The organism is Rhizobium sp. PP-F2F-G48, from assembly GCF_004342335.1.
Taxonomy (GTDB): Bacteria; Pseudomonadota; Alphaproteobacteria; order Rhizobiales; family Rhizobiaceae; genus Ferranicluibacter.
In genome coordinates this window covers 300218-322832 of record NZ_SLVH01000002.1, presented here as the reverse complement: position 1 = coordinate 322832, position 22615 = coordinate 300218, and the positions used below count along the sequence as shown (strand labels likewise).

Here is a 22615-nt window from a genome sequence, read left to right as displayed (position 1 = left end):
CGAAATGATGGCCCCTCGCGTGGCACTAGAGCTTTCCGGCGTCGAGCGCCATTACAGCCAGGGCGAACAGGCGCTCTCGATCCTCAAGGGCGCGGATTTCCGCCTGCTCGGCGGGCAGACGGTCGCGCTGGTCGCCCCCTCCGGCACCGGCAAATCGACGCTGCTGCACCTCGCCGGTCTGCTGGAGCGGCCCGATGGCGGCGAAGTCTCGATCAATGGGCGCGCCTGCGGCACTCTCAGCGATCCCGAGCGCACGGCCATCCGCCGCAACGAGATCGGCTTCGTCTACCAGTTCCACCATCTTCTGCCGGAATTCACGGCGGTCGAAAACATCATGATGCCGCAGCTGATCGCCGGCCTCTCCAAGAAGGAAGCGCGCGAGCGGGCTTCGGCCTTGCTCGACTACATGCGCATCGGTCATCGCGCCGACCATCGCCCGTCGGAACTGTCGGGCGGCGAGCAGCAGCGCGTGGCGATCGCCCGGGCCGTGGCCAATGCGCCCTTCGTCCTGCTGGCCGACGAGCCGACCGGCAATCTCGATCCCGAGACGGCCGGCTATGTCTTCGAAGCGCTGAAGGCCCTGGTCAAGCAGTCGGGCCTTGCCGCGATGATCGCCACGCACAATTACGACCTGGCCTCCAAGATGGACCGGCGGATCACGCTGCAGGACGGCAAGGTCGTCGAACTGGAATGACGCGAACTGGAACAAGGCGAACTGGCATGAGGCGCGGCGCGCGGCCTTAAACGGCCGCGTGGCAGACGGCCTCGATGTTGTGGCCATCCGGATCGAGCACGAACGCGCCATAATAATGTTCATGATAATGCGGCCGCAGTCCCGGCGCGCCATTGTCGCGCCCGCCGGCCGCAATCGCTGCGGCGTAGAAGGCATCCACGCGCTCGCGGCTCTCCGCCGCAAAGGCCACGTGCAGGCTGCCGGATATCGCTTCGCCGCTGCTGATCCAGAAGAACAGGCTGCCGGGCGTCCCGTAGCCGAGATGCGACGCCTTGCCGGTCATCTCCACGGTCACCGCCATCTGCCGCGTGATGCCGAGCGGCGCCAGCGCCGCGTCGTAGAAAGCGGCGGCGCGCGCGAAATCGCCGACGGGAAAGCCGATATGGTCGAGCATGATGGTCTCCGTTTCAAGGTTGAGAGCTGCGCCGAGTCGGCTGGAATTTCTTAACCATCGCCGAAAATCCGCCCTTGATCAAGGAACAAAAAGAGTACATAAAAAGAACATAACCAAAAGGAGAACGCCATGTCCGACTTCCTTCGTGATCTCGCCGCACTGACCTCCGTCGCCATGTTCATCGCCAGCTTCTCCATTCTGCTTCTCGGTCTCTAGCACCTCGTCCTCTGTCCGCCGGACAAGTTCCGGGGGAGAAACGCGACGCCCTTGTCGCTTCGCGCGCCTGAAACGCGTATGCTCTCATCTCATGCAAGAGTCGGAGTGACCTATGGCGGATGCAGGCGGAAGCTTCGCGGGCGGGACGGGCAATGGCGACAAGCCGGTGGCCCAGTTCGTCCATCTGAGAACCCATTCGGCGTTCTCCCTGCTCGAAGGCGCTTTGCCGATCAAGAAGATCATCGGCAAGGCGGTGGTCGACGCCCAGCCGGCGATCGGCATCGCCGATACCAACAATCTGTTCGCGGCGCTCGAATTCTCGCTGAAATGCATGGATGACGGCATCCAGCCGCTCATCGGCTGCCAGCTGTCGATCGACATGGAAGACGAGGTGGAAGGCGAGAAGCGCGGGCACGCCCAGCACCTTGCCAAGCTTCCCGCCATCGTGCTCATCGCGGCGACGGATCAGGGCTATGTCAATCTGGTGGATCTCGTCAGCCGGGCCTATCTCGGCGGGGAGGGGAACCAGAGCGTCCGGATCGGCCTTTCCTGGCTGAAGGAGATCGGTACCGACGGGCTGATCGCGTTGACGGGTGCGAGCGGCGGGCCGATCGACATGGCGATCCGCTCGGGGCATGCAACGCTCGCCGAGGCGCGCACGCGCTGCCTGATGGAGCTCTTCGGCGATCGTCTCTATATCGAACTGCAGCGGCACGGACGCTACGACAAGCGCCACGAAAACCGGGTGATCGATCTTGCCTACCGGCTGGAGCTGCCGCTGGTCGCGACCAACGAACCCTTCTTCCCGACGCCTGGCGATTATGACGCGCACGACGCCCTGATGGCCGTGGCGCACAATGCCATGGTGTCCGACGACACGCGCTTTCGCCTGACCCCCGACCATTATCTCAAGAGCCGGCAGGAGATGGCAAAACTCTTTGCCGATCTGCCGGAGGCGCTCGACAACACGATCGAGGTGGCGCGTCGCTGTACCTTCGTCCTGAAGACGCGGGCGCCGATCCTTCCCCGCTTCACCGGCGCATCCGACGATCCGGCGGAGGCCGAGCGGGCGGAAACGCGCGAGCTTCGCCGCCAGGCGATCGAGGGTCTGGACGAGCGGATGCAGAAGCTTGGCCTGTCGCCGGGCTATAGCGAGACGGATTATCGCGAGCGGCTGGATTTCGAACTCGGCGTCATCGAGCGCATGAAGTTTCCGGGCTACTTCCTGATCGTTGCCGATTTCATCAAATGGGCCAAGCTGCAGGATATCCCGGTCGGCCCCGGCCGCGGCTCGGGTGCGGGCTCGCTCGTTGCCTATGCCCTGACGATCACCGACGTCGATCCCCTGCGCTTTTCGCTGCTGTTCGAACGCTTTCTCAATCCGGAACGCGTGTCGATGCCCGACTTCGATATCGACTTCTGCCAGGACCGGCGCGAAGAGGTCATCCGCTACGTGCAGGCGAAATATGGCCGCGAGCAGGTGGCGCAGATCATCACCTTCGGCTCGCTGCAGGCGCGCGCCGCGCTGCGGGACGTCGGCCGCGTGCTGGAAATGCCGTATGGCCAGGTCGACAAGATCTGCAAGATGGTGCCGAACAATCCGGCGAACCCGGTCACCCTCGCCAAGGCCATCGAGGACGAGCCGCGCTTCCAGGAGGAGGTCGACAAGGAGCCCGTCATCGGCCGCCTGCTCGATATCGCCCAGAAGATCGAGGGGCTCTACCGCCACGCATCGACCCATGCCGCCGGCATCGTCATCGGCGACCGGCCGCTGTCGAAGCTGGTGCCGATGTACCGCGATCCGCGCTCCGACATGCCGGTGACCCAGTTCAACATGAAGTGGGTCGAGCAGGCCGGCCTCGTGAAATTCGACTTTCTCGGCCTGAAGACGCTGACCGTGTTGAAGACCGCCGTGGATTTCATCGCCAAGCGCGACATCCATGTGGCGCTGGAAGCCTTGCCGCTCGACGACGCCAAGACCTACGAGATGCTGTCCAAGGGCGACACGGTCGGCGTGTTCCAGGTGGAAAGTGCGGGCATGCGCAAGGCGCTGATCGGCATGCGGCCCGACTGCATCGAGGACATCATCGCGCTGGTTGCGCTCTATCGGCCCGGCCCGATGGAGAACATCCCCGTCTACAATGCGCGAAAGCATGGCGAGGAAGAGATCGAATCGATCCACCCGACCATCGACTACCTGCTGAAGGAGACGCAGGGCGTCATCGTCTATCAGGAACAGGTGATGCAGATCGCCCAGGTTCTCTCGGGCTATTCGCTCGGCGAGGCCGATCTTCTGCGCCGGGCCATGGGCAAGAAGATCAAGGAGGAGATGGACAAGCAGCGGGCGCGTTTCGTCGATGGTGCGGTGAAAAACGGCGTGTCGAAGCCGCAGGCCGACATGATCTTCGACCTGCTCGCGAAATTCGCCAATTACGGCTTCAACAAGAGCCATGCGGCGGCCTATGCGATCGTCTCCTACCAGACGGCCTATCTGAAAGCGCACTATCCGGTCGAGTTCCTGGCGGCGTCCATGACGCTCGATATGGGCAACACGGAAAAGCTCGTCGACTTCCGTCAGGATGCCGGCCGTCTCGGCATCACCGTCGTTCCCCCCTCCGTCCAGACCTCGTTCCGCCGGTTCGAGACGGGCGACACCTGCATCTTCTACTCGCTCTCGGCCATCAAGGGCGTGGGCGAGGCAGCCGTGGATCATATCGTGGCGGTGCGGGGCGAGACCCCGTTCAAGAGCCTCGAGGATTTCTGCCTGCGCATCGACCCGAAGCTGCTGAACCGCCGCGTCTTCGAAAGCCTGATCTTCGCCGGTGCCTTCGATGGCTTCGGCTATGACCGGGCGCAGCTGAGCGGTGGTCTCGACCGGATCCTGGGCTTTGCGCAGCGTGCGCTCACCGACAAGGTGAGCGGTCAGAGCGACATGTTCGGGGCCGGTGCGGCCACGGGGCCGGAAAAGATCAGCCTGCCGGATTTCACGCCCTGGCTTGCCTCGGAGAAGCTGCAGCGGGAATTCCAGGTGCTCGGTTTCTACCTGTCGGCCCATCCGCTCGACACCTATAACGATCTCCTGGCAAAGATCCGCTGTCAGACCTTTGCCGATTTCGCCCTGTCGGTGAAAAAAGGCAACACGGCCGGGCGTCTGGCCGGTACCGTCACCTCGAAGCAGGAGCGGAAAACGCGCACGGGCAACAAGATGGGCATCGTCACCTTCTCCGATTCGTCGGGGCAGTTCGAAGCCGTCCTGTTCTCGGAGATGCTGCAGCAATATCGCGACCTGCTGGAGCCGGGGAAATCATTGGTGATGACCGTGCAGGCGGAGGAACGGCCGGAAGGCATCGGCCTGCGCATCCAGACCCTGCAGTCGCTGGAGGAGCGTTCGTTCCAGATGCAGAAGGCGTTGCGTGTCTATGTCCGCGACAGCGGTCCTCTGCGCTCGGTTGCGACGCATCTGAACACGAAGGGCGACGGGCAGGTGTCCTTCATCATCGTCAAGGACAATGGCCAGCGCGAGATCGAAGTGGAGCTGGGCGACACGTACCGGATCTCCGCGGAGATCGCCGCCGCCCTGAAGACGGCGCCCGGCGTCATCGACGTCGAGCTGATCTCTTAGACCTGTCGACTGCGGGTTTAACCGGATGGGAGGCGGTCCCGCGTCAGCCTTTGGCAGGATGCGTGATGGTCACGAAGTCGGTTCCGCGCCCGGTCTCCGGGCCGAGACCCATGTCGGAAACGGTGAGCGAGGAACCGGGGGCGAGGAGGTCCTCGACCTTCTCCCGCAAGTCGTCCGTCATCTGGATGCGGTCGAGCACGCGCGTTGCCGCGTTATAGGCAAAGGCGTCATCGTCGGTCGTGATGCCCAGACGCGATTTCATCCCCTTGGGAATGACGTTGTCGAGCGAGAGAGAAAACCAGCTGCCCTTGCCGGTCGCAGCGTCGATGTCCTGAAACTGGTAGAAGTGGGCGCCGAGTGCGATCTCCGGCGCGGCAATCGTCACCGGTGCTTCGAAGAGCGGCGTGAAGGCGCGGCGGACCAGAAGCTGGCCATTGGCCGGGGGCGGCAGGTTCGCCTTCCGGAAGAGCGCGTCCACCAGCTCCGGCGTCACACGGCCCTTCGGCTCTCGCCCCTCTGCCAGTTCGAAAGCACGGATCGCGGCGATGGACTGGCTGCCGAGCGCACCGTCCGGCACGCCCGCATCATAGCCCAAACCGTTGAGCGCGGCCTGCACATCGAGCGTGAGTTCGCGCATTCCGCGCCGGGTGATCAGGATGCGGATCGGCTCGCGGGTGTCTTCGGCACGCGCAGATGGCGCAGCCGGCGGGGACGGCGCGGGCTCGCTCATCGCGACTTCGACAGTACCGCTCGTGATCTGGGACATGGCCGGGCGCAGCGTCACATCCGACAGCAACTGCTGCTCCGGCGCCGACGGCTGGAACAGGAAACCGTGCGACACGGGTTGCGGTGCGATCGGCCGGTCCGAAATCACCACATGCCAACCGCGCTCCGTCATCTTGAAGAGCGTCTTGGCAAAGGCGTTGGGCAGGCGCACGCAGCCATGCGAGGCGGGATAGGAGGGAACGCTGTTGGAGGCATGCAGCGCGATGCCTGACCAGGTCAGGCGCTGCATGAACGGCATCGGGGCGTTCGAATAGATGTTGGATTCGTGGTAGCGGCTTTTTTCGAGGATGGAGAAGATGCCGGTCGGCGTGTCATGGCCGCGCTTGCCGGAGGACACCTTCGACGTCGCGACCACCGAGGCGCCGTCATAGACCACCAGCGACTGCTTGTCCTTGGAGACCACGATCTGCAGCGGCGAGGTGCCGTCGGCTGCATACGCCGTCGTGCTGGCGAGGGCGAGCAACAGGAGCCCGAGACCGAGAGGAAAACGCAAAACCATCGACACCATCCGGATCATTCGAACAGGGTGAAGGCTACGGGAAGAGGTTTAAGGAAGCTTTGCTCAGGGGCTCGGAAGATCGGGCAGAACGTCATATTCCGATCACCAAAGGGTGATGCCTGTGGAAAACGCGGGACGCCACCCCGGGCATGATCGAGCGGCTCGGGTCGCAGGCCTCCGTCGTCCCGCCAGGGTCTCTTAGACCAGGGTCTCTTAGAGATGTGAACCGTGCTGCAGATGCCGTCGGATGATACGGGCCGCATCCGCCCAGTCGGCGGCCGATTCGATGCCCTCGCTCGGTGCAGGCGCCATCGCCAGAAACTCCGCATTGGCCATCAGCCGGATCAGGAGGCAGTCCGGCGCATGCGCGCGCACGGATTCCAGATTGCGCAGAATATCGTCGATGAAGACCACGGGCACGTCGCGCGCATCGTGGAGCTGCCGCACGACCGGGCCCTTCGGCGCCTCGGTCGCCAGCAGCGGATAGGCCGAGAGCCCGTGCCGGTCGAGCAGCCGGCGACGCACCTCGGTGTGGCGCGGGGGCATGGCGGTGAGGAAGACGATATCCGCCTCGCCGGAGAGATCCGCCAGCGTCTCGGCCGCCTGTCGGGCCGGCGTCTGCCAGGCATCCTGCGTCTGGAAGAAGTCTTCCAGCAGCGTCGGCACCATCGCGTCCGGAACGGGCTCGGTGCTGCCAAGCGGCACGATATTGCCATGCAGCCGGAACGAGCGCGGCAGAAGCTCCCGCCCGCCGGCCTTCAGGAACGTCTGAAAGGGCGTGACGAATTCCAGGACCACCTCGTCGATATCGCAGACGATCAGCGGCCGGTCGGTCAGCGTGATATGGTCGAAGCAGAGGGGGTGCTGCGGATCGATCGTCTCGATGGTCATGCGCTGCCCGTATCGCCACGGAAGCCGGAGAGCGCGGCATGCGCGCGCGCGACGGCTTCGGGCTTCGTGCCGGTCGCCTCGCAGAACTGCAAGAGCGTCGGCTCGTGGTCCATGACGAAATCCAGGAGGCCCGCCATGAAGCCAGGATCGCCGACCGCGCCGCGCAGGCGGGTCGGGTCCGTGCCGGTCAGCGCCAGAAAGCGGCCGAGAAGCTCGGGCTCGCCTGCAAGCCAGCCGAGCACGGCAATGGCGGTCTCATCGGCTGTCGTCACTGTTTTCCACCCTCTTGCGAAACACGTTGGCTTTTCTGGCCCATGATTACCTTTTTTTCAACCAAATAGGCCTAATCCTTCATACGTCATGCGCGATTGCTGGTCTTGCAGCCGACGGAATGACCCCCGGCCATGGCCGTAGACGCGGAAGGTTCTGATATGCCGAAACAGGTTATGATCGTCGAGGACAATGAGCTGAACATGAAGCTCTTCCGCGACCTGATCGAAGCATCGGGCTACACGACCATTCAGACACGCAACGGCCTGGAGGCGCTCGACCTCGCCCGCAAGCATCGGCCCGACCTCATTCTCATGGACATCCAGCTTCCGGAAGTCTCCGGGCTGGAGGTCACCAAGTGGCTGAAGGAGGACGACGAACTCCATGTCATCCCGGTCATCGCCGTCACGGCCTTCGCCATGAAGGGCGACGAGGAGCGGATCCGCCAAGGCGGCTGCGAGGCCTATGTTTCCAAGCCGATTTCGGTGCCGAAGTTCATCGAGACCATCAAGACCTATCTCGGCGACGGCTGATCGACGCCCGCAACGCCGCGACGAAGCCGCCATGAAGGCGCGCTGGAGTGATCATGGTATCCCTCGCATCGGCCGGATCGGCCCTTGAAGGCCGGGGGCGATAGGACAGGACGCACCGCATGACCGCACGCATACTCGTCGTCGACGACATCCCGGCAAACGTCAAATTGCTGGAAGCGCGGCTCGTGGCGGAATATTTCGACGTCCTCACGGCCTCCGACGGCTATCAGGCGCTCGCCATCTGCGACAGCCGGCCCGTCGACATCATCCTCCTCGACATCATGATGCCCGGCATCGACGGCTTCGAGGTGTGCGAGCGGCTGAAGGCCAATCCGAAGACGGCCCATATTCCCGTCGTCATGGTCACCGCCCTCGACCAGCCTTCCGATCGGGTGCGGGGCCTGAAGGCCGGCGCTGACGATTTTCTGACCAAGCCGGTCAACGACCTGCAACTGATGTCGCGGGTCAAAAGCCTCGTGCGCTTGAAGAACGTCAGCGACGAGCTGCGTCTGCGGGCCGAGACGGCAAAGAGCGTCGGCTTCGAGGATCTCTCGCGGGCCGAGCGTCCCGACGAGCCGGGAAACATTCTGCTCGTGGATGCCCGTGCCAGCTCGCAGGACCGCATCTCCCGCGCCCTGAAGCCCGTCGCCGGCCTGACGATCATCAGCGACCCGCAGGCAGCCCTGTTCGAGGCGGCCGAACAAGCTTTCGACCTCGTCATCGTCAACGCGAATTTCGACGACTACGACCCGCTGCGGCTCTGCTCGCAGCTGCGCTCTCTGGAGCGGACACGCTACATCCCGATCCTCCTGGTGGCCGAGCAGGGCGCCGAGGACCTTGTCGTGCGCGCACTCGATCTCGGGGTGACCGATTACATCATGCGCCCGATCGATCCGAACGAGCTGATCGCCCGGTCGCTCACGCAGATCCGGCGCAAGCAGTGCAACGACCGCCTGCGGCTCAGCGTCCACCAGACCATCGAGCTTGCCATCACCGACGGCCTGACGGGGCTGCACAATCGGCGCTACCTCGACAACCATCTCAAGCTGCTGATCGAGCGTGCGACGAAGCGCGGCCGCAGCCTGTCGATCTGCGTGGCGGATATCGACCGCTTCAAGGCGGTCAACGACACCTACGGCCACGACGCCGGCGACGAGGTGCTGCGCGAATTCGCCCGGCGCCTGCGCACCACCGTCCGCGGCGCGGATCTCGCCTGCCGATTCGGCGGCGAGGAGTTCGTGCTGGTGATGCCCGACACGGATGTCGCGACCGCGAGTGAGATTGCCGAGCGGCTCCGCGCGAGCGTCGAGACGACGCCGTTCCTCCTGCAGGATCGCGGCACGACGCTCTCCATCACGGCATCGATGGGGATTGCCGTGCTCGACCCGGCCGGGGAAACGCCCGACGGCCTGCTCAAGCGCGCTGACACGGCGCTCTATCAGGCCAAGCGCAACGGTCGCAACCAGGTGGTGGGGGCCGCCGCCTGAGGCGACCGCAAGGTGGAATCAACGATCGACGGTCGTCCGTCTTTCCACTGACATCGAGCCATGACATCCTGCGCCCGCGCACCATCACGCAGTTGTGCGACAATCGCGCACATCCGGCGACCTGTGGTCGAACATGGCCGCAATTTCTCCCGAATCGCGCTGCACGTCATGGTTACTGTTAACCATGACTGTATCAAAGCGAGCCAAGCTTTAAGATTTCATTGATTTTCTTCGGTATTTCGCCGATGTTCTCTTCAGGGGAGACAAGAAGCTCCCAAGCCGATCAGTTACCCCATGATGTCAGGTCCGCCGCATCTCCTGGGTCGTGGGGTCGTCGGCCGGTGCGCAACAGTGGTTCCTCGTGCCGCTTGCGTGCCGGCCGGCATCCATCCAACGCCGCTTCTGGTTTCAGGAGCGGCGTTTTTTCGTTGCCGCCGCCGGCCTGCGGGGACCATTCCTGATGCGGTTTCCGGCTGATCGCTTCGCGAACCGGAAACAGGAGCCACTAAAAATCCTTGGCCGGAAGGCCAGATTCTCAATGCGTAGGAGACGCAAAAAAGGCGCCTGACGAAATCGTCGGCGCCTTTTTCAGCAGATGGAAAACCCGATCTTACTTGATCTTGGTTTCCTTGAATTCGACATGCTTGCGCACGACCGGGTCGTACTTCGTCATGCTGAACTTGTCTGTCTTCGTACGGCTGTTCTTCGAGGTCACGTAGAAGAAACCCGTGTCGGCCGTCGACAGCAGCTTGATCTTGATTTTTGCAGCTTTCGCCATGGTCGTCCTGCCTTCTGAAATAACAAAGCCGGACTTGGTCTAAAGGTCCCGGCGAGCTTGGCGCGAAACTACAAATCGCGCCCGAAAAGTCAACCCCGTTTCGGGTTATAAACCAGCCGAACCAGGGAAAGCACGATGTAAAGCCCGAAGAAAGCGGCGATCGACCAGGCAAAGCCGTCATTGCCGAACACATCCATGGAGGCGCCGATGACCTGCGGGCCGGCCACGGTGCCGAGCGCGTAGCAGAACACGAAGGCCGCATTGGCGGCCGCCAGTTCCGGCCCGTGGAGCCGGGAGCCGAGATGGCTGAGGCCGATCGTGTAGAGCCCGGAGATGATGCCGCCCCAGAGCAGGAGGATCGCGGCGAGCGCGTACCAGTTGGTCGAAAGCACGGGCAGGCTGAGCGCGCCGGCAAAGCCGATCACGGTCAGGGCCACCAGCAGCTTGCGGCGGTCCTTCATGCGGTCCGACAGCAGGCCGAGCGGGATCTGGAAGATGAGATTGCCGACGCCCATGATGGTCAGGAGCAGGGCGGCCTGCGATTCGGAGAAGCCGACGCGTGTGCCATAGACCGGAAACAGCGAGAGGCCGCCATATTCCACGGCGCCGAAGACGAAGACGGCAGCCGTCGCCATCGGCACCATGTAGACATAGCGCAGGAAGTGCATCTCCGGCATCTCGTCGATATCGGGGCTTGCCTTGCGGGCGATGATGATCGGAATGGCGCCGAGGAGGATGATGCCGGCACCGACCGCAAAGGGCAGGATGCCCTCGCTGCCCAGCAGGGAGAAGAGCAGGGGCCCGGCTGCAAAGCCGAGCGAGAGAACCGTGCCGTAGATGCCGAACACGAGCCCGCGGCGATGCGAGGGGGCCGTGGCGTTGATCCAGAACTCCGAAAGCACGAAGAGGATGGTGATTCCGCTCTGGAAGACGATTCGCAGCGGGAACCAGAGCCAGAAGTTTTCCACGAAATAGAAGCCGAGCGCGGGTGCCGCGGCGAGCAGGACCGCCACGACCATGACCTGCGCGACGCCGAATCGGTGCGCCAGCCGCGTCGTGAACGAGGCTGCGACCATGGAGGCGAGCCCGGCCACGGTGGAATTGAGGCCGATCAGCGTCGAGGAGACCCCGCGACGCTCCATGATGAAGCTGAGGAGAGGCACGCCGAGGCCGATGGCGATGCCGACCGTGGTCACGGCGGCCAGGGCCGCGATCAGCGACAGCCAATGGATATCCTCAACCGGCCGAGACGAGCCAGGGGTCGTCTGAGACATTCGGTGTCCTCACAGAAGATCGCGGATGGGGCGTCCATTCCGGACGTGGAAATACGGCACGGTGCCGTCAAAGCCGAGCAACGGGTCGGCGTCAAGCCTTGTGTGCACGGCTTGCAGAATGCGCGCGGTGATATCGGGTATGGCGACCTCGGTGGGATCGCCGACCGGAACCCAGCGAAAGTCCTCCAGTTCCCGGCTGTCCTGCAGCACGGCCAAGTCGAGATCGGTCTCGTCGGTGAACAGGGCGAAGAAATGAGTGTCGAATCGCCGCACGTGTCCGGGCGGCGTCAACGCCCGGGCGACGTAGCGCAGACATTCGAGATCCGGCCGGAACGGCAGGCATCCCGCGGGTCGATCGCTGTCCGTCCAGGAGGGGCCGACCGCAAGGTTCGTTTCCTCGTGCAGCTCCCGCAGGGCGGCAAGCGCCAGCGCGCGCACGGCGCAGACGGAGAGGCGACCGCGATAGATGCCGACCAGACGGTCGAGAAGCGGCGCGGGAAGGTCGCGCGCAAAGGCGATCCGGTGATCGCCGGGATCGCGTCGTCCACCGGGAAACACGTGCACGTCCGGCATGAAGACATGCTGCTTGCTGCGCCGGCCGACCAGCACGCGAACGTCGCGCCCGCTCCGATCGAGCAGCAGGATGGAGGCTGCGAGGCGCGGGCGCAGGGCCTTTGCAGGGCCATCGACCGGGCGCCCGAGCGGCTTCTCGATCGTCTCCCTGATAGGCTTGGGCACGGCCCCGAACGCACCGCCTGCCGCAGCGGCATTGCTGCGCATCAGGCGCGATCCTGCGACGGCAATTCGTCTTCGGGGCGATCTTCGTGCCCGCCGAACCCGTGCATCCGAAGCGCCCATTGCAGCCCGACGACACCGCCCTTGACCGGCTGCATCAGGGCGAGCGAACCGAGGATCGTGATCGGCACCCAGATGGCGAGGTGCTGCCAGTTCGACAGCGCCACCAGCATTTCCGTCATCATGAAGCCTCCGAGAACCAGATGGCCGACGATGGTGACGACGATATACGGCGGAAAGTCGTCCGCCCGATGATGATGCAGCGCCTCTTCACAGACGGCGCAGCTATCGTTGACCTTGAGGAAGCGCCCGAACATGCGTCCCTCGCCGCAGTTCGGGCAACGATTGAGAAGCCCGCGGCGGATGGACCGCCCGACCGGGCGATCGCGGATTGGCGCATCGCCGAGATGCAGCGTTGCCGTTTCCGTGAATGTCTCGCTCATGCGGTCACCGTTTGCCATCGGTCAGCGCCGCCCACGCGGCGGCCGGGTGCCGGGCGCCTTGCGCGCGCCGGGCCTGTCGCGGCGTCCCGCCTTGTGGAACGAGCGCGTCGCCGTCGGCATCTTGCGGCCTTCATCCAGCATCTCGAAGCGCAGGGCGCCCGCCAGCGGCACGGCATCGATCAGCTTCACCCGCACCTCGTCGCCGAGGCGATAGCCGAGACCCGTCTTGTCGCCGACCAGCGCCATGTGCGCTTCGTCGAAAATGAAATAGTCCCGGCCGAGCGTCGAGATCGGCACGAAACCGTCCGCGCCATATTGCGGCAGGGAGATGAACAGGCCGGATTTCGTGACGCCGGAGACGCGGCCGTCGAATTCCTCGTTGACGCGGCCGCTCAGGTGATGGGCGATCAGCCGGTCGATCGTGTCGCGCTCTGCCGCCATCGCGCGGCGCTCGAAGGTCGAGATCTCCGCAGCAATATCTTCCAGCGCCCCTTCCTCCGCCGGCGTGATGCCGCCGTCGCCTAGCCCCAGCGCGCCGACCAGCGCCCGGTGGACGATGAGGTCGGCATAGCGGCGGATGGGCGAGGTGAAGTGGGCGTACTTCATCAGGTTCAGGCCGAAATGGCCGATATTCTCGGGGCTGTAGACCGCCTGGCTCTGCGAGCGCAGCACCATCTGGTTGACGATGGTCTCGTAGGGTTGCTCCTCGGCCTTCGCGAGAATGCCGTTGAAATGGTTCGCGCGCATATTGCCGCCCTTGACCAGCGTCAGGTCGAGCGTGGCGAGGAACTCGCGCAGCGTTTCCTGCTTGGCCAGCGACGGGGCATCGTGGACGCGGTAGACGAGCGGCTGGCGCTTGATCTCCAGCGTTTCCGCGGCCGCCACATTGGCCTGGATCATCATTTCCTCGATCAGCTTGTGCGCGTCGAGCCTGTCCGGCACGAAGACGCGATCGACCGTGCCGTCGGGCTTCAGCAGGATCTTGCGCTCGGGCATGTTGAGTTCGAGCGGCTGGCGCCGGTTCCGTCCCACGGTGAGGATGCGATAGGCGTCCCAGAGCGGCTTGAGGATCGGCTCCAACAGCGGCCCGGTCTTGTCGTCCGGCGCGCCGTCGATGGCCGCCTGGGCTTGGCTGTAGGAGAGCTTGGCGGCGCTCTTCATCATGATGCGGTGGAAGGTGTGCCCGATCTTGCGGCCTTCGCGGGTAAAGCGCATGCGCACGGCCAGCGCCGGCCGATCGACCGTTTCTTTCAGCGAACACAACTCGTTGGAAATGCGCTCGGGCAGCATCGGCACGACCCTGTCCGGGAAATAGACCGAGTTGCCACGCTTCAGCGCTTCGTTGTCGAGCGCGGATTTCGGGCGCACGTACCAGGAGACGTCGGCAATGGCGACGGTGACGATCACGCCGCCTTCGTTTTCGGGCGATGTGTCCGGCTCCGCATGCACGGCGTCGTCATGGTCCTTGGCGTCGGCCGGATCGATGGTGATGAGCGGCAGGGAGCGCCAGTCCTCGCGGTGCGACATGGTGGCCGGGCCGGCGGCATCGGCGTCGCGGATGACGCTGTCGGGGAAGATATAGGGGATGCCGTGCGCGTGGATCGCGATCATCGAGATCGCCTTTTCCGAGGCGACGGAGCCGATCACCGATTTCACCTCGGCCTTGGCCAGTCCGAACCGGCCGGAACGAACGATTTCGACCTCGACCAGATCGCCGTCCTTGGCCTCGCCGACGCCGCTCGCCTCGACGTCCATCTCCTCGCCGCGCTTGTCGATCGGCATGATGCGGCCGGTGCCGGCCGGCATCTCCCGGAAGACGCCGAGCGCGGCATTCGCATTGCGGCGGCGGTCGAGAACCTTGACGATGCGCGCCGTATAGGCGGGGCCCGTCGGCTCCTTGGAAGGGAAGATCTTGGCGAGCACCCGGTCGCCGATGCCGCCGACGGGCATCTTGCCCTTGGCCTTGGCGACGCTCGACTGGCGAATGAGAACGGCGGGGGCGACGCCGGCATCGTCCGGCCATTCGGCCGGTCGGGCGACGAGTTCGCCGTCCTTGTCGCGGGTGGTGATGTCGAGAACGGTGACCGGGGGCAGCGCGCCGGGCCGAACGAGCGACTTGCGCTTCTTCTCCACGAGGCCGTCGTCTTCCAGATCCCGCAAAGCCGCCTTCAGCGCGATGCGCGCCTCGCCCTTGAGGCCGAAGGCGCGGGAGATCTCGCGCTTGGAGGCCTTGTCGGGATTTTCCGCGATGAAGCGCATGAGCACATCACGCGGCGGCACGGCGCCGTGGATGATCGGCGTGTCGTCGGCAGGGGGCAGGGCCGTGCCCGCACGGGCCAGCCGGACCGAGGGCTTTGCGGTCCGTCTCAGGCCGATGCGGGGCGATTTGCTCACGGTCTATCCCTTCTGTGCCTTGGCGGCAGCCGTCTTGGGTTTTGCGGCCGCCTTCGTCTTCGTCGTCTTTGCCGCCGGCTTTGCTTTCGCCGCGGCGCGCGGCTTGGCGACCTTCTCGGTGCCGTCCGCCGCAGCCTTGGCCTTCGCCGGCTTCGCCTTAACGACCTTGGCCTTCACAGGTTTCGCCTTGCCCGCACGTTCTGCAAGCAGAGGCAGCGCCTCCTCCAGCGTCACCGAGGTCGGATCCTTGCCCTTGGGCAGGGTCGCGTTGACCTTGCCCCAGTTGACATAGGGTCCGTAGCGCCCGTCGCGAACGGTGATGGCACCGCCATCGGGATGCTCGCCGAGGTCCTTCAGTGCTGCGACGGCAGCGCCGCGACCGGCCGGGCCCTTCGAAGCCTTGTCGGCCAGCACGGAGACGGCGCGGTTGAGGCCGATCGAGAACACGTCCTCGATGGTCTCCACGTTCGCATATTTTCCGTCATGCAGGATGAACGGCCCGTAGCGGCCCAGGCCGGAGGAGATCATCTTGCCGCTCTCGGGGTGCTGCCCGATATCGCGCGGCAGCGAAAGGAGCGCCAAGGCCTTCTCGTGGTCGATGCTTGCCGGCGTCCAGCCCTTGGGCAGGCTGGAGCGCTTGGCTTCCTTGCCGTCGCCGCGCTGGACGTAAGGTCCGAAACGGCCATTGCGCAGCGTGATCTCTTCGTCCGTATGCGGGTCCTTGCCGAGCGCCTGCGGCTCGTTCGAGGCCTGCGCTTCCGCATCGCCGTCCGAGGACAGCTGGCGCGTGAAATTGCAGTCCGGATAGTTCGAGCAACCGACGAAGGCACCATACTTGCCGAGCTTCAGCGACAGCTTGCCGGTGCCGCAGACCTGACAGATCCGGGGATCGCTGCCGTCCTCGCGCTTGGGGAAGACGAGCGGCGCAAGTTCCTCGTTCAGCGCATCGAGGACATTGGTGACCCGCAGTTCCTTGGTGTCCTCGATCTGCGCGAAGAAATCCTTCCAGAAGTCGCGAAGCACGTCCTTCCAGTTGAGTTCGCCGGCCGAGATCCGGTCGAGCTTTTCCTCCAGCGATGCAGTGAAGTCATACTCGACATAGCGGTGGAAGAAGCTTTCGAGGAACGCCGTGACGAGACGGCCCTTCGCTTCGGGGATCAGCTTGCGCTTGTCGATGACGACATATTCGCGGTCGCGCAGGGTGGCGAGCGTCGAGGCATAGGTCGAGGGGCGGCCGATGCCGAGCTCTTCCATGCGCTTGATGAGGCTGGCTTCCGAATAGCGCGGCGGCGGCTCGGTGAAATGCTGGCTCGCATTGATCGTCTGCTTGGCAACGCTTTCACGCGCCTTGATCTCGGGCAGGCGGCCTTCGTCCTCGCCGTCGTCGCTTTGCTCGCCATCTTCCTTCTGGTCCGTATAGGCGGCGATGAAGCCGTCGAAGCGGATGACGGAGCCGACGGCCCGCAGGCCGGCCTTGCGGCCCCCGTTCTCGGCAAGGATCTCGACGGTGGTCCGCTCGATCTCCGCCGAGGCCATCTGGCTGGCGATGCCGCGCTTCCAGATCAGGTCGTAGAGCCGCAGCTGATCGGCATCCAGGAAGCGGCGCAGCTGATCCGGCGTGCGGGTGAAGTCCGTCGGGCGGATGGCTTCGTGGGCTTCCTGCGCGTTCTTCGCCTTGGTCGAGTAGAGGCGGGCCTTCTCGGGCACGTAGCGCGCACCGAACTGGTCGCCGATCGCGCTGCGGGCGGCGTCGATCGCCTCCGCCGCCATCTGCACGCCGTCGGTTCGCATATAGGTGATCAGACCGACGGTTTCGCCGCCGAGGTCCAGACCTTCATACAGGCGCTGGGCGACCTGCATGGTGCGCGAGGCGGAGAAGCCGAGCTTGGACGAGGCCGCCTGCTGCAGCGTCGATGTGGTGAAGGGCGGCGAGGGGTTGCGCTTGACCGGCTTTGCCTCGACCGTATCGACGACATAGGAGGCGCCCTCGAGCAGGGCCTTCAGGTCACTCGCCTGCTCGCCATTGCCAACCGAGCGCGCCTGCAGCCGCTTGCCGTCGGCGGCCACGAGGCGGGCCTCGAAATCGTCGCCGCGCGGGGTCCTGAGGATGGCTGAGAGGTTCCAGTATTCTTCCGAGACGAAGCGTTCGATCTCCGACTCGCGGTCGCAGACGAGCCGCAGCGCGACGGACTGCACACGGCCGGCCGACCGGGCGCCGGGCAGCTTGCGCCACAGCACGGGCGACAGGTTGAAGCCGACGAGATAGTCGAGCGCGCGGCGCGCCAGATAGGCATCGACCAGGGGAACGTCGATGTCGCGCGGATTGGCCATCGCGTCGAGCACGGCCTTCTTGGTGATGGCGTTGAAGACGACGCGGCTGACCGGCTTGTCGCCGATCAGCTTCTTCTTGCGCAGAAGATCGAGCACGTGCCACGAAATCGCTTCGCCTTCGCGATCCGGGTCGGTCGCGAGAATGAGGCCGTCGGCGTTCTTCAGCGCGGTGCCGATGTCGTTCATCCGCTTGGCGGACGCACTGTCCACCTCCCAGAGCATGGCGAAGTCCTCGTCGGGCTTGACCGAGCCGTCCTTGGCCGGAAGGTCGCGAACGTGACCGAACGAGGCCAGAACCGTGTAGCCGGGGCCGAGATACTTGTTGATGGTCTTTGCTTTGGCCGGCGATTCAACGACGACGACATTCATGGTCATAGGATTCAGCAACCATAGGAGAGGGGTGACAGACTTCCCTCGGCCGTCACGCCGGGAACTTTTGAAGCCTCGACATGGAGGGGGATTTCATCGCGGTCAAGTGGTGAGCATGAAATTAGCCAGTTTGAATGGACGCGAAAGGGGTCTGTAACCCGTTCATTTACAGGGGTTTGATGATCATCCTGCGACGAGGTTCGAGCGAGAGCCTCCGGAGACCGAATACAACGCGCCACAACCTTTGAGGGATAATGTTATCATTGCAATTAGGAATATTTGGGTTATCGTCTTGCCGAGACGAGAATGCACATCGACGAACGAGCGGTGGTGACGGCCCGACGGCCGTTGCCGCGTTTGCTGTCGGCTGCCTTTTCGGGATCGAGGACAAGCCCATTAGGACGTATTCATGGTGCCCGTATATAATGACTCCGCCGTTCCCGCGACGCCCGCAGACGAGAGCCTTGCCTATATCCGTCAGATGCTGGGAGAGTTGCGCGGCGTGGCCGACGAGAAGGGGGCGGACATGCTCTGCTATCTCCTGGAGATGGCCTATGTCGAGGCGGGCGATCTGATGTCCGGACGCCGGGCCCTGTCAGCCAAGAAGGTCGAGGGAAACGCGGCCGCCGGGGTGCCGGTGCAGCCGGCCGGCAAGATCAAGCTCTAGCAGCACGAGGTAGACCGCGGAGGCGGGAAGGTCGGTGTGGCGGATGATGTCGTCGATATCGACCGGCGTCGGCCCCAGCGCATCGATGATGGTTTCGCGCTCGCGCTCGCCGGGCGGCTGGGCTGCCGGCCGTGTTCCGGACCCCAGGTCCGTCTCCAACGCGGCGCCCCCGTCCGCCTCGTCCTCTGCCTCGCGCGCCTGCGGTTGGTCGAACAGGTCGATGCGACTGAGGGGCGCCAGCGCTTCCAGAATGTCGCGCGCTTCCGTCGTCACCACGGCACCGTCCTTCAGGAGACCGTTGGTGCCATGACAGCGGGGATCGAGCGGCGATCCCGGCACCGCAAAGACCAGACGCCCGAAATCGGCGGCATAGCGCGCCGTGATCAGCGAGCCGGACCGGCTCGCAGCCTCGATGACCGCAAGCCCGAGCGCGACGCCGGCGATCAGGCGGTTGCGGCGGGGGAAGTCGCGTGCCCGCGGCTCCCATCCGAACGGCATCTCGCTGATGGCGAGGCCCTGTCCGCCGGTGATTTCCTCGAGCAGGGAGATGTTTTCGGGCGGATACGGCATGTCGAGACCACCGGCCAGAACCGCGATCGTGCCGGTGTCGAGGCTTGCGCGATGGGCGGCGGTATCGATGCCGCGCGCAAGCCCCGAAATGATCGTATAGCCCGCCCGCCCGACGTCGCGGGCGATCAGGGCGGCGAATTTGGCACCGCTGATGGAGGCGTTGCGCGCACCGACAATCCCGAGCGCCGGCGCGGTGCCGGTCGCAACGCGGCCTTTGACGGCGAGGAGCGGCGGTGCGCCGTCGATCTGGCGAAGCGCTGCGGGATAGTCCGGCTCGCCGATACCGACGAATCGCGCGCCGCAGCGGGCGGCGATGGCAAGTTCCCGCTCGGCCTCCGCCACCGTCGCGATGCGGATCGCGCGGGTGGAGCCGCCGCGGCGCGAAAGCTCGGGCAGCATCTCCAGCGCGGTCTCGGCCGAGCCGACATGGTTGATGAGGTCGCGAAAGGTCACGGGGCCGACATTGTCGGAGCGGATCAGGCGCAGCCAGGCGATCCTTTGACGATCCGTCAGCGCGATACCTCTGCCACCGGGGGCCTTCGCGCTGTCGCTCATCGACGCCTAACCTTTCTGGCCGATCCGGCCTTCCGTTCCCGCGATCAGCCGCTCGATATTGGGCCGATGCTTGATCCAGGTGATGACGCTCAACACGACGAAGAGGAGGCCGATGCGCCCATATCCGGCAACGAGAAGGACGATCGGCACCACGACGGTCGCGACGAGGGCCGACAACGAGGAATAGCGCGTGACCTTGGCGACGATCAGCCAGCAGGCGGCAAAGACGAGGACGACGAGAGGCGCAAGGCCGAGCAGCACGCCGATATAGGTCGCGATGCCCTTGCCGCCCTTGAAACCGAGCCAGACCGGAAAGAGATGCCCGAGAAACGCACCGAAACCGGCAGCGATGCCGGCGTCCGGACCGAAGACATAGGCGGCGGCCGCCGCCGCCAGCGTTCCCTTCAGCGCATCGAAAAGCAGCGTCGCGGCCGCCAGCTTCTTGTTGCCGGTGCGCAGCACGTTGGTCGCGCCGATATTGCCCGAGCCGATCTTGCGGACATCGCCGAGTCCGGCCGCCCGCGTCAGGATCAGCCCGAACGGGATCGAGCCGAGCAGATATCCGAAAAGAAGAAGGCCGAGCGTCAGAAGGGACGTCAGCGGCCAGATGAAGATGTCCATGAATGCCCCCTCGTGCCGGAGCCTACAGGCTGTGCACGCACTTTCCCGCAACATAGGTGCGAACCGCGCGGCCCGTAAAGCGGGCATTTTCGAACGGCGTATTTTTCGAGCGCGAGATGATCGCTTCCTTGGCGACCACCCAGGGCTCGTCGAGATCGATCAGCGTGATATCGGCCCGCGCGCCGGGCTTCAGCGTGCCGGCATCGAGCCCGAAGATCTGTGCCGGGCGGGTGGAGAGCGCGTCGATCAGGCGCATCAGCGGCACTTCGCCGCTGTGATACAGCCGCAGGGCTGCGGCCAGCATCGTTTCCAGACCGATCGCGCCGTCGGCGGCGTCGGCGAAGGGCAGGCGCTTGGTGTCGACGTCCTGCGGATCGTGCGAGGAGACGATGATGTCGATCCGCCCGTCCGCCAGGGCTTGAACCATGGCCTTCCGGTCATCCTCGCCGCGCAGCGGCGGCGTTACCTTGAAGAAGGTCCGGTATTCCCCGATGTCGTTCTCGTTGAGCGACAGATGGTTGATCGAGATGCCCGAGGTGACGTTGACGCCGCGCGCCTTCGCCGCCGTGATGGCATCGACCGATTCCGGCAGCGAGATCTTGGCGGCGTGATAGGCGGCGCGGGTGAGACCGGCGACGCGCAGGTCGCGCTCCAGCGGAATGATTTCAGCCTCCCGCGGCACCCCGGCCAGGCCCAGCCAGCTTGCGAGCAATCCCTCGTTCATGACACCGCCGGCGCCCAGATATTTGTCGCGCGATTCCAGCGCGATGACCATGCCGAACTCGCGGGCGTAGGTCATCGCGCGGCGCAGCACGAGCGTATCGTGCAGGGCCTCGCGCCCGTTGGTGAAGCAGACCGCGCCGGCCTCGCTGAGAAGTCCGAATTCGGTCATCTCGGTGCCGTGAAGCCCCTTTGTCAGGGCCGCCGCCGGATAGACGTGGACGACGGCCTTGTCGCGCGCCGTCTTCATGACGAACTCGACCAGCGCGATATCGTCGATGACGGGGTCGGTATCCGGCATGGCGATGAAGGAGGTGATACCGCCGACGGCGGCCGCCTGGGCTGCCGAGGCGATCGTTTCGCGATGTTCGGCACCGGGTTCGCCGACGAAGACGCGCGCATCGACAAGACCCGGCACGGCGATCAGGCCGCGGCAATCCTGCACGGTCGCGCCGTCGGGAGAACCCTGATGGGCCGCGTCGCTGCCGGCGGCCAGGATCACGCCGTCGCGAACGACGATCGTGCCGGTTTCATCGAGGTTGCGGGAGGGATCGATGATGCGCAGGTTGGTGAGGACGAGATCGGTCATGCGCGGGAACCCTGGTTGTTGAGGCCGCCCTGGTGCTGGGAGACGAGCAGCGCCTCCATCACGGCCATGCGGACGGCGACGCCCATCTCGACCTGCTGCTCGATCACGCTCTGCGGGCCGTCGGCAATCTCGGAGGCGATCTCGACGCCGCGGTTCATGGGGCCGGGATGCATGACGAGCGCATCCTCTTTGGCAGCCTTCAGCTTTTCCGCGTCGAGGCCGTAATAGCGGAAGTATTCGCGCACCGAGGGCACGAAGGCGCCGGCCATGCGCTCGCGCTGCAGCCGCAGCATCATCACGACATCCGCGTCCTTCAGGCCTTCTTCCATCGAGTGGTAGACCTCCGCGCCCATCTCGGCGATGCCGGCCGGCAGAAGGGTTGCCGGCGCGACGACGCGCACCCGGGCGCCCATCTGGTTGAGAAGCAGAATGTTGGACCGGGCAACGCGCGAATGCAGCACGTCGCCGCAGATGGCGACGATGATGCGCGACAGCTTGCCCTTGGCCCGCCGGATGGTCAGCGCATCGAGCAGCGCCTGGGTCGGATGCTCATGCTGGCCGTCGCCGGCGTTGATCACCGAGCAGGAGACTTTTTGCGCGAGAAGGGCTGCGGCACCGGCCGAGGAATGGCGCACGACCAGCACATCGGGATGCATGGCATTCAGCGTCATCGCGGTATCGATGAGCGTTTCGCCCTTTTTCACCGAGGAATTGCCGACCGACATGTTCATGACGTCGGCGCCCAACCGCTTTCCGGCAAGCTCGAAGGAGGATTGCGTCCGGGTGGAGGCTTCGAAGAACAGATTGATCTGGGTCAGGCCACGGAGCGTCGAGGTCTTCTTCTCGCGCTGGCGGGAGATTTTCACCGCCTCGTCCGCCAGATCCAGAAGTCCGGTGATATCGCGCTCGTTCAGGCCCTTGATGCCGAGAAGATGGCGATGCGGAAAGAAATCCATGGGAAGCCCGCCTTCAGATGGTCGCGTTGCCGCGCTCTATAGAGCCTGTCGGGGTGAGCGGCAAGGCAGCGCGTGCGAACAGCTGAGGACAAAGCTTGCGGGGCTCCCATCCGGTGGAGACG

General features: G+C 64.8%; 19 protein-coding genes. 5 read left to right on the top strand and 14 right to left on the bottom strand.

Annotated features, from left to right (window positions below; genetic code table 11):
• Positions 1-7 precede the first annotated feature (7 nt).
• Entirely contained in the window at positions 8-694 is a 687-nt protein-coding gene (locus tag C8J36_RS06155; protein ID WP_062596628.1) for an ABC transporter ATP-binding protein, read from the top strand.
• A gap of 46 nt (positions 695-740) precedes the next feature.
• On the opposite strand, the gene C8J36_RS06150 is transcribed toward C8J36_RS06155, so the two are convergent.
• The gene (locus C8J36_RS06150) at positions 741-1127 is read right to left on the bottom strand and encodes a VOC family protein (RefSeq protein WP_132533435.1); all 387 of its coding nucleotides are present in this window, start codon (positions 1125-1127) and stop codon (positions 741-743) included.
• Positions 1128-1455: 328 nt separating this feature from the next.
• Between C8J36_RS06150 and dnaE the strand changes: the two genes are divergently transcribed.
• Positions 1456-4965: a DNA polymerase III subunit alpha gene (dnaE, locus tag C8J36_RS06145; RefSeq protein ID WP_132533433.1), complete on the top strand. Its 3510-nt coding sequence runs from the start codon at positions 1456-1458 to the stop codon at positions 4963-4965.
• A gap of 43 nt (positions 4966-5008) precedes the next feature.
• Here dnaE and C8J36_RS06140 read toward each other — a convergent pair whose 3' ends face one another.
• The 3 genes from C8J36_RS06140 to C8J36_RS06130 form a co-directional block, all read right to left on the bottom strand.
• A complete protein-coding gene (locus C8J36_RS06140) occupies positions 5009-6244 on the bottom strand; it encodes a L,D-transpeptidase family protein (RefSeq protein WP_132533939.1) in 1236 nt (411 codons plus the stop codon).
• A gap of 219 nt (positions 6245-6463) precedes the next feature.
• Positions 6464-7141, bottom strand: a complete 678-nt coding sequence (locus C8J36_RS06135) for a hypothetical protein (protein WP_165914969.1) — start codon at positions 7139-7141, stop codon at positions 6464-6466.
• A complete protein-coding gene (locus C8J36_RS06130; protein ID WP_132533431.1) occupies positions 7138-7413 on the bottom strand; it encodes a DUF3572 domain-containing protein in 276 nt (91 codons plus the stop codon). Before C8J36_RS06130 ends, C8J36_RS06135 begins: the two co-directional genes overlap by 4 nt.
• 159 nt (positions 7414-7572) lie before the next feature.
• On the opposite strand from C8J36_RS06130, the gene C8J36_RS06125 reads away from it, so the two are divergent.
• Positions 7573-7944 (top strand): response regulator, encoded by a 372-nt coding sequence (locus C8J36_RS06125; RefSeq protein WP_062468369.1) that lies wholly within the window; start codon positions 7573-7575, stop codon positions 7942-7944.
• 119 nt (positions 7945-8063) lie between these two features.
• Complete coding sequence (locus tag C8J36_RS06120; protein WP_132533429.1) at positions 8064-9431, top strand: PleD family two-component system response regulator; 1368 nt, start codon at positions 8064-8066, stop codon at positions 9429-9431.
• A 610-nt stretch (positions 9432-10041) separates the two neighbouring features.
• Here the strand turns inward: C8J36_RS06120 and rpmG are convergent.
• From rpmG to topA, 6 genes are all read right to left on the bottom strand, one after another.
• Positions 10042-10209, bottom strand: a complete 168-nt coding sequence (gene rpmG, locus C8J36_RS06115) for a 50S ribosomal protein L33 (protein ID WP_062468365.1) — start codon at positions 10207-10209, stop codon at positions 10042-10044.
• A gap of 89 nt (positions 10210-10298) precedes the next feature.
• Positions 10299-11483, bottom strand: coding sequence for an MFS transporter (locus C8J36_RS06110; RefSeq protein WP_132533427.1), 1185 nt, complete (start codon positions 11481-11483; stop codon positions 10299-10301).
• A gap of 9 nt (positions 11484-11492) precedes the next feature.
• On the bottom strand, positions 11493-12263 hold the full coding sequence (locus C8J36_RS06105) for an NUDIX domain-containing protein (protein ID WP_165914968.1): 771 nt from the start codon (positions 12261-12263) through the stop codon (positions 11493-11495).
• The gene (locus C8J36_RS06100) at positions 12263-12721 is read right to left on the bottom strand and encodes a DUF983 domain-containing protein (protein ID WP_132533426.1); all 459 of its coding nucleotides are present in this window, start codon (positions 12719-12721) and stop codon (positions 12263-12265) included. The genes C8J36_RS06105 and C8J36_RS06100 overlap by 1 nt, the downstream gene beginning before the upstream one ends.
• A 21-nt stretch (positions 12722-12742) precedes the next feature.
• The gene (gene rnr, locus C8J36_RS06095; protein ID WP_132533933.1) at positions 12743-14980 is read right to left on the bottom strand and encodes a ribonuclease R; all 2238 of its coding nucleotides are present in this window, start codon (positions 14978-14980) and stop codon (positions 12743-12745) included.
• 138 nt (positions 14981-15118) lie between these two features.
• Positions 15119-17815 carry a type I DNA topoisomerase gene (gene topA / locus C8J36_RS06090; protein ID WP_132533931.1) on the bottom strand — a complete coding sequence of 899 codons (2697 nt, stop codon included), beginning with the start codon at positions 17813-17815 and terminating at the stop codon, positions 15119-15121.
• 409 nt (positions 17816-18224) lie between these two features.
• On the opposite strand from topA, the gene C8J36_RS06085 reads away from it, so the two are divergent.
• The gene (locus C8J36_RS06085) at positions 18225-18482 is read left to right on the top strand and encodes a hypothetical protein (protein ID WP_132533424.1); all 258 of its coding nucleotides are present in this window, start codon (positions 18225-18227) and stop codon (positions 18480-18482) included.
• On the opposite strand, the gene dprA is transcribed toward C8J36_RS06085, so the two are convergent.
• From dprA to C8J36_RS06065, 4 genes are read right to left on the bottom strand one after another with little or no spacing between them, the layout of a single operon-like run.
• Complete coding sequence (gene dprA / locus C8J36_RS06080; RefSeq protein ID WP_132533422.1) at positions 18411-19607, bottom strand: DNA-processing protein DprA; 1197 nt, start codon at positions 19605-19607, stop codon at positions 18411-18413. The two genes, C8J36_RS06085 and dprA, sit on opposite strands and share 72 nt — an antisense overlap.
• A gap of 6 nt (positions 19608-19613) precedes the next feature.
• Entirely contained in the window at positions 19614-20228 is a 615-nt protein-coding gene (gene plsY, locus C8J36_RS06075; RefSeq protein ID WP_132533420.1) for a glycerol-3-phosphate 1-O-acyltransferase PlsY, read from the bottom strand.
• A 22-nt stretch (positions 20229-20250) separates the two neighbouring features.
• Positions 20251-21537 (bottom strand): dihydroorotase, encoded by a 1287-nt coding sequence (locus C8J36_RS06070; protein ID WP_132533418.1) that lies wholly within the window; start codon positions 21535-21537, stop codon positions 20251-20253.
• Entirely contained in the window at positions 21534-22493 is a 960-nt protein-coding gene (locus tag C8J36_RS06065) for an aspartate carbamoyltransferase catalytic subunit (protein ID WP_132533416.1), read from the bottom strand. Before C8J36_RS06065 ends, C8J36_RS06070 begins: the two co-directional genes overlap by 4 nt.
• Positions 22494-22615: the final 122 nt, after the last annotated feature.

Coding starts and splice junctions, on each gene's coding strand:
- C8J36_RS06100 (WP_132533426.1), bottom strand. CDS start 12,721: ATGAGCGAGACATTCACGGAAACGGCAACGCTGCATCTCGGCGATGCG.
- C8J36_RS06110 (WP_132533427.1), bottom strand. CDS start 11,483: ATGTCTCAGACGACCCCTGGCTCGTCTCGGCCGGTTGAGGATATCCAT.
- C8J36_RS06155 (WP_062596628.1), top strand. CDS start 8: ATGGCCCCTCGCGTGGCACTAGAGCTTTCCGGCGTCGAGCGCCATTAC.
- dnaE (WP_132533433.1), top strand. CDS start 1,456: ATGGCGGATGCAGGCGGAAGCTTCGCGGGCGGGACGGGCAATGGCGAC.
- C8J36_RS06065 (WP_132533416.1), bottom strand. CDS start 22,493: ATGGATTTCTTTCCGCATCGCCATCTTCTCGGCATCAAGGGCCTGAAC.
- C8J36_RS06085 (WP_132533424.1), top strand. CDS start 18,225: ATGGTGCCCGTATATAATGACTCCGCCGTTCCCGCGACGCCCGCAGAC.
- topA (WP_132533931.1), bottom strand. CDS start 17,815: ATGAATGTCGTCGTCGTTGAATCGCCGGCCAAAGCAAAGACCATCAAC.
- C8J36_RS06125 (WP_062468369.1), top strand. CDS start 7,573: ATGCCGAAACAGGTTATGATCGTCGAGGACAATGAGCTGAACATGAAG.
- C8J36_RS06150 (WP_132533435.1), bottom strand. CDS start 1,127: ATGCTCGACCATATCGGCTTTCCCGTCGGCGATTTCGCGCGCGCCGCC.
- C8J36_RS06070 (WP_132533418.1), bottom strand. CDS start 21,537: ATGACCGATCTCGTCCTCACCAACCTGCGCATCATCGATCCCTCCCGC.
- rnr (WP_132533933.1), bottom strand. CDS start 14,980: ATGCGCTTCATCGCGGAAAATCCCGACAAGGCCTCCAAGCGCGAGATC.
- dprA (WP_132533422.1), bottom strand. CDS start 19,607: ATGAGCGACAGCGCGAAGGCCCCCGGTGGCAGAGGTATCGCGCTGACG.
- plsY (WP_132533420.1), bottom strand. CDS start 20,228: ATGGACATCTTCATCTGGCCGCTGACGTCCCTTCTGACGCTCGGCCTT.
- C8J36_RS06135 (WP_165914969.1), bottom strand. CDS start 7,141: ATGACCATCGAGACGATCGATCCGCAGCACCCCCTCTGCTTCGACCAT.
- rpmG (WP_062468365.1), bottom strand. CDS start 10,209: ATGGCGAAAGCTGCAAAAATCAAGATCAAGCTGCTGTCGACGGCCGAC.
- C8J36_RS06120 (WP_132533429.1), top strand. CDS start 8,064: ATGACCGCACGCATACTCGTCGTCGACGACATCCCGGCAAACGTCAAA.
- C8J36_RS06105 (WP_165914968.1), bottom strand. CDS start 12,263: ATGCGCAGCAATGCCGCTGCGGCAGGCGGTGCGTTCGGGGCCGTGCCC.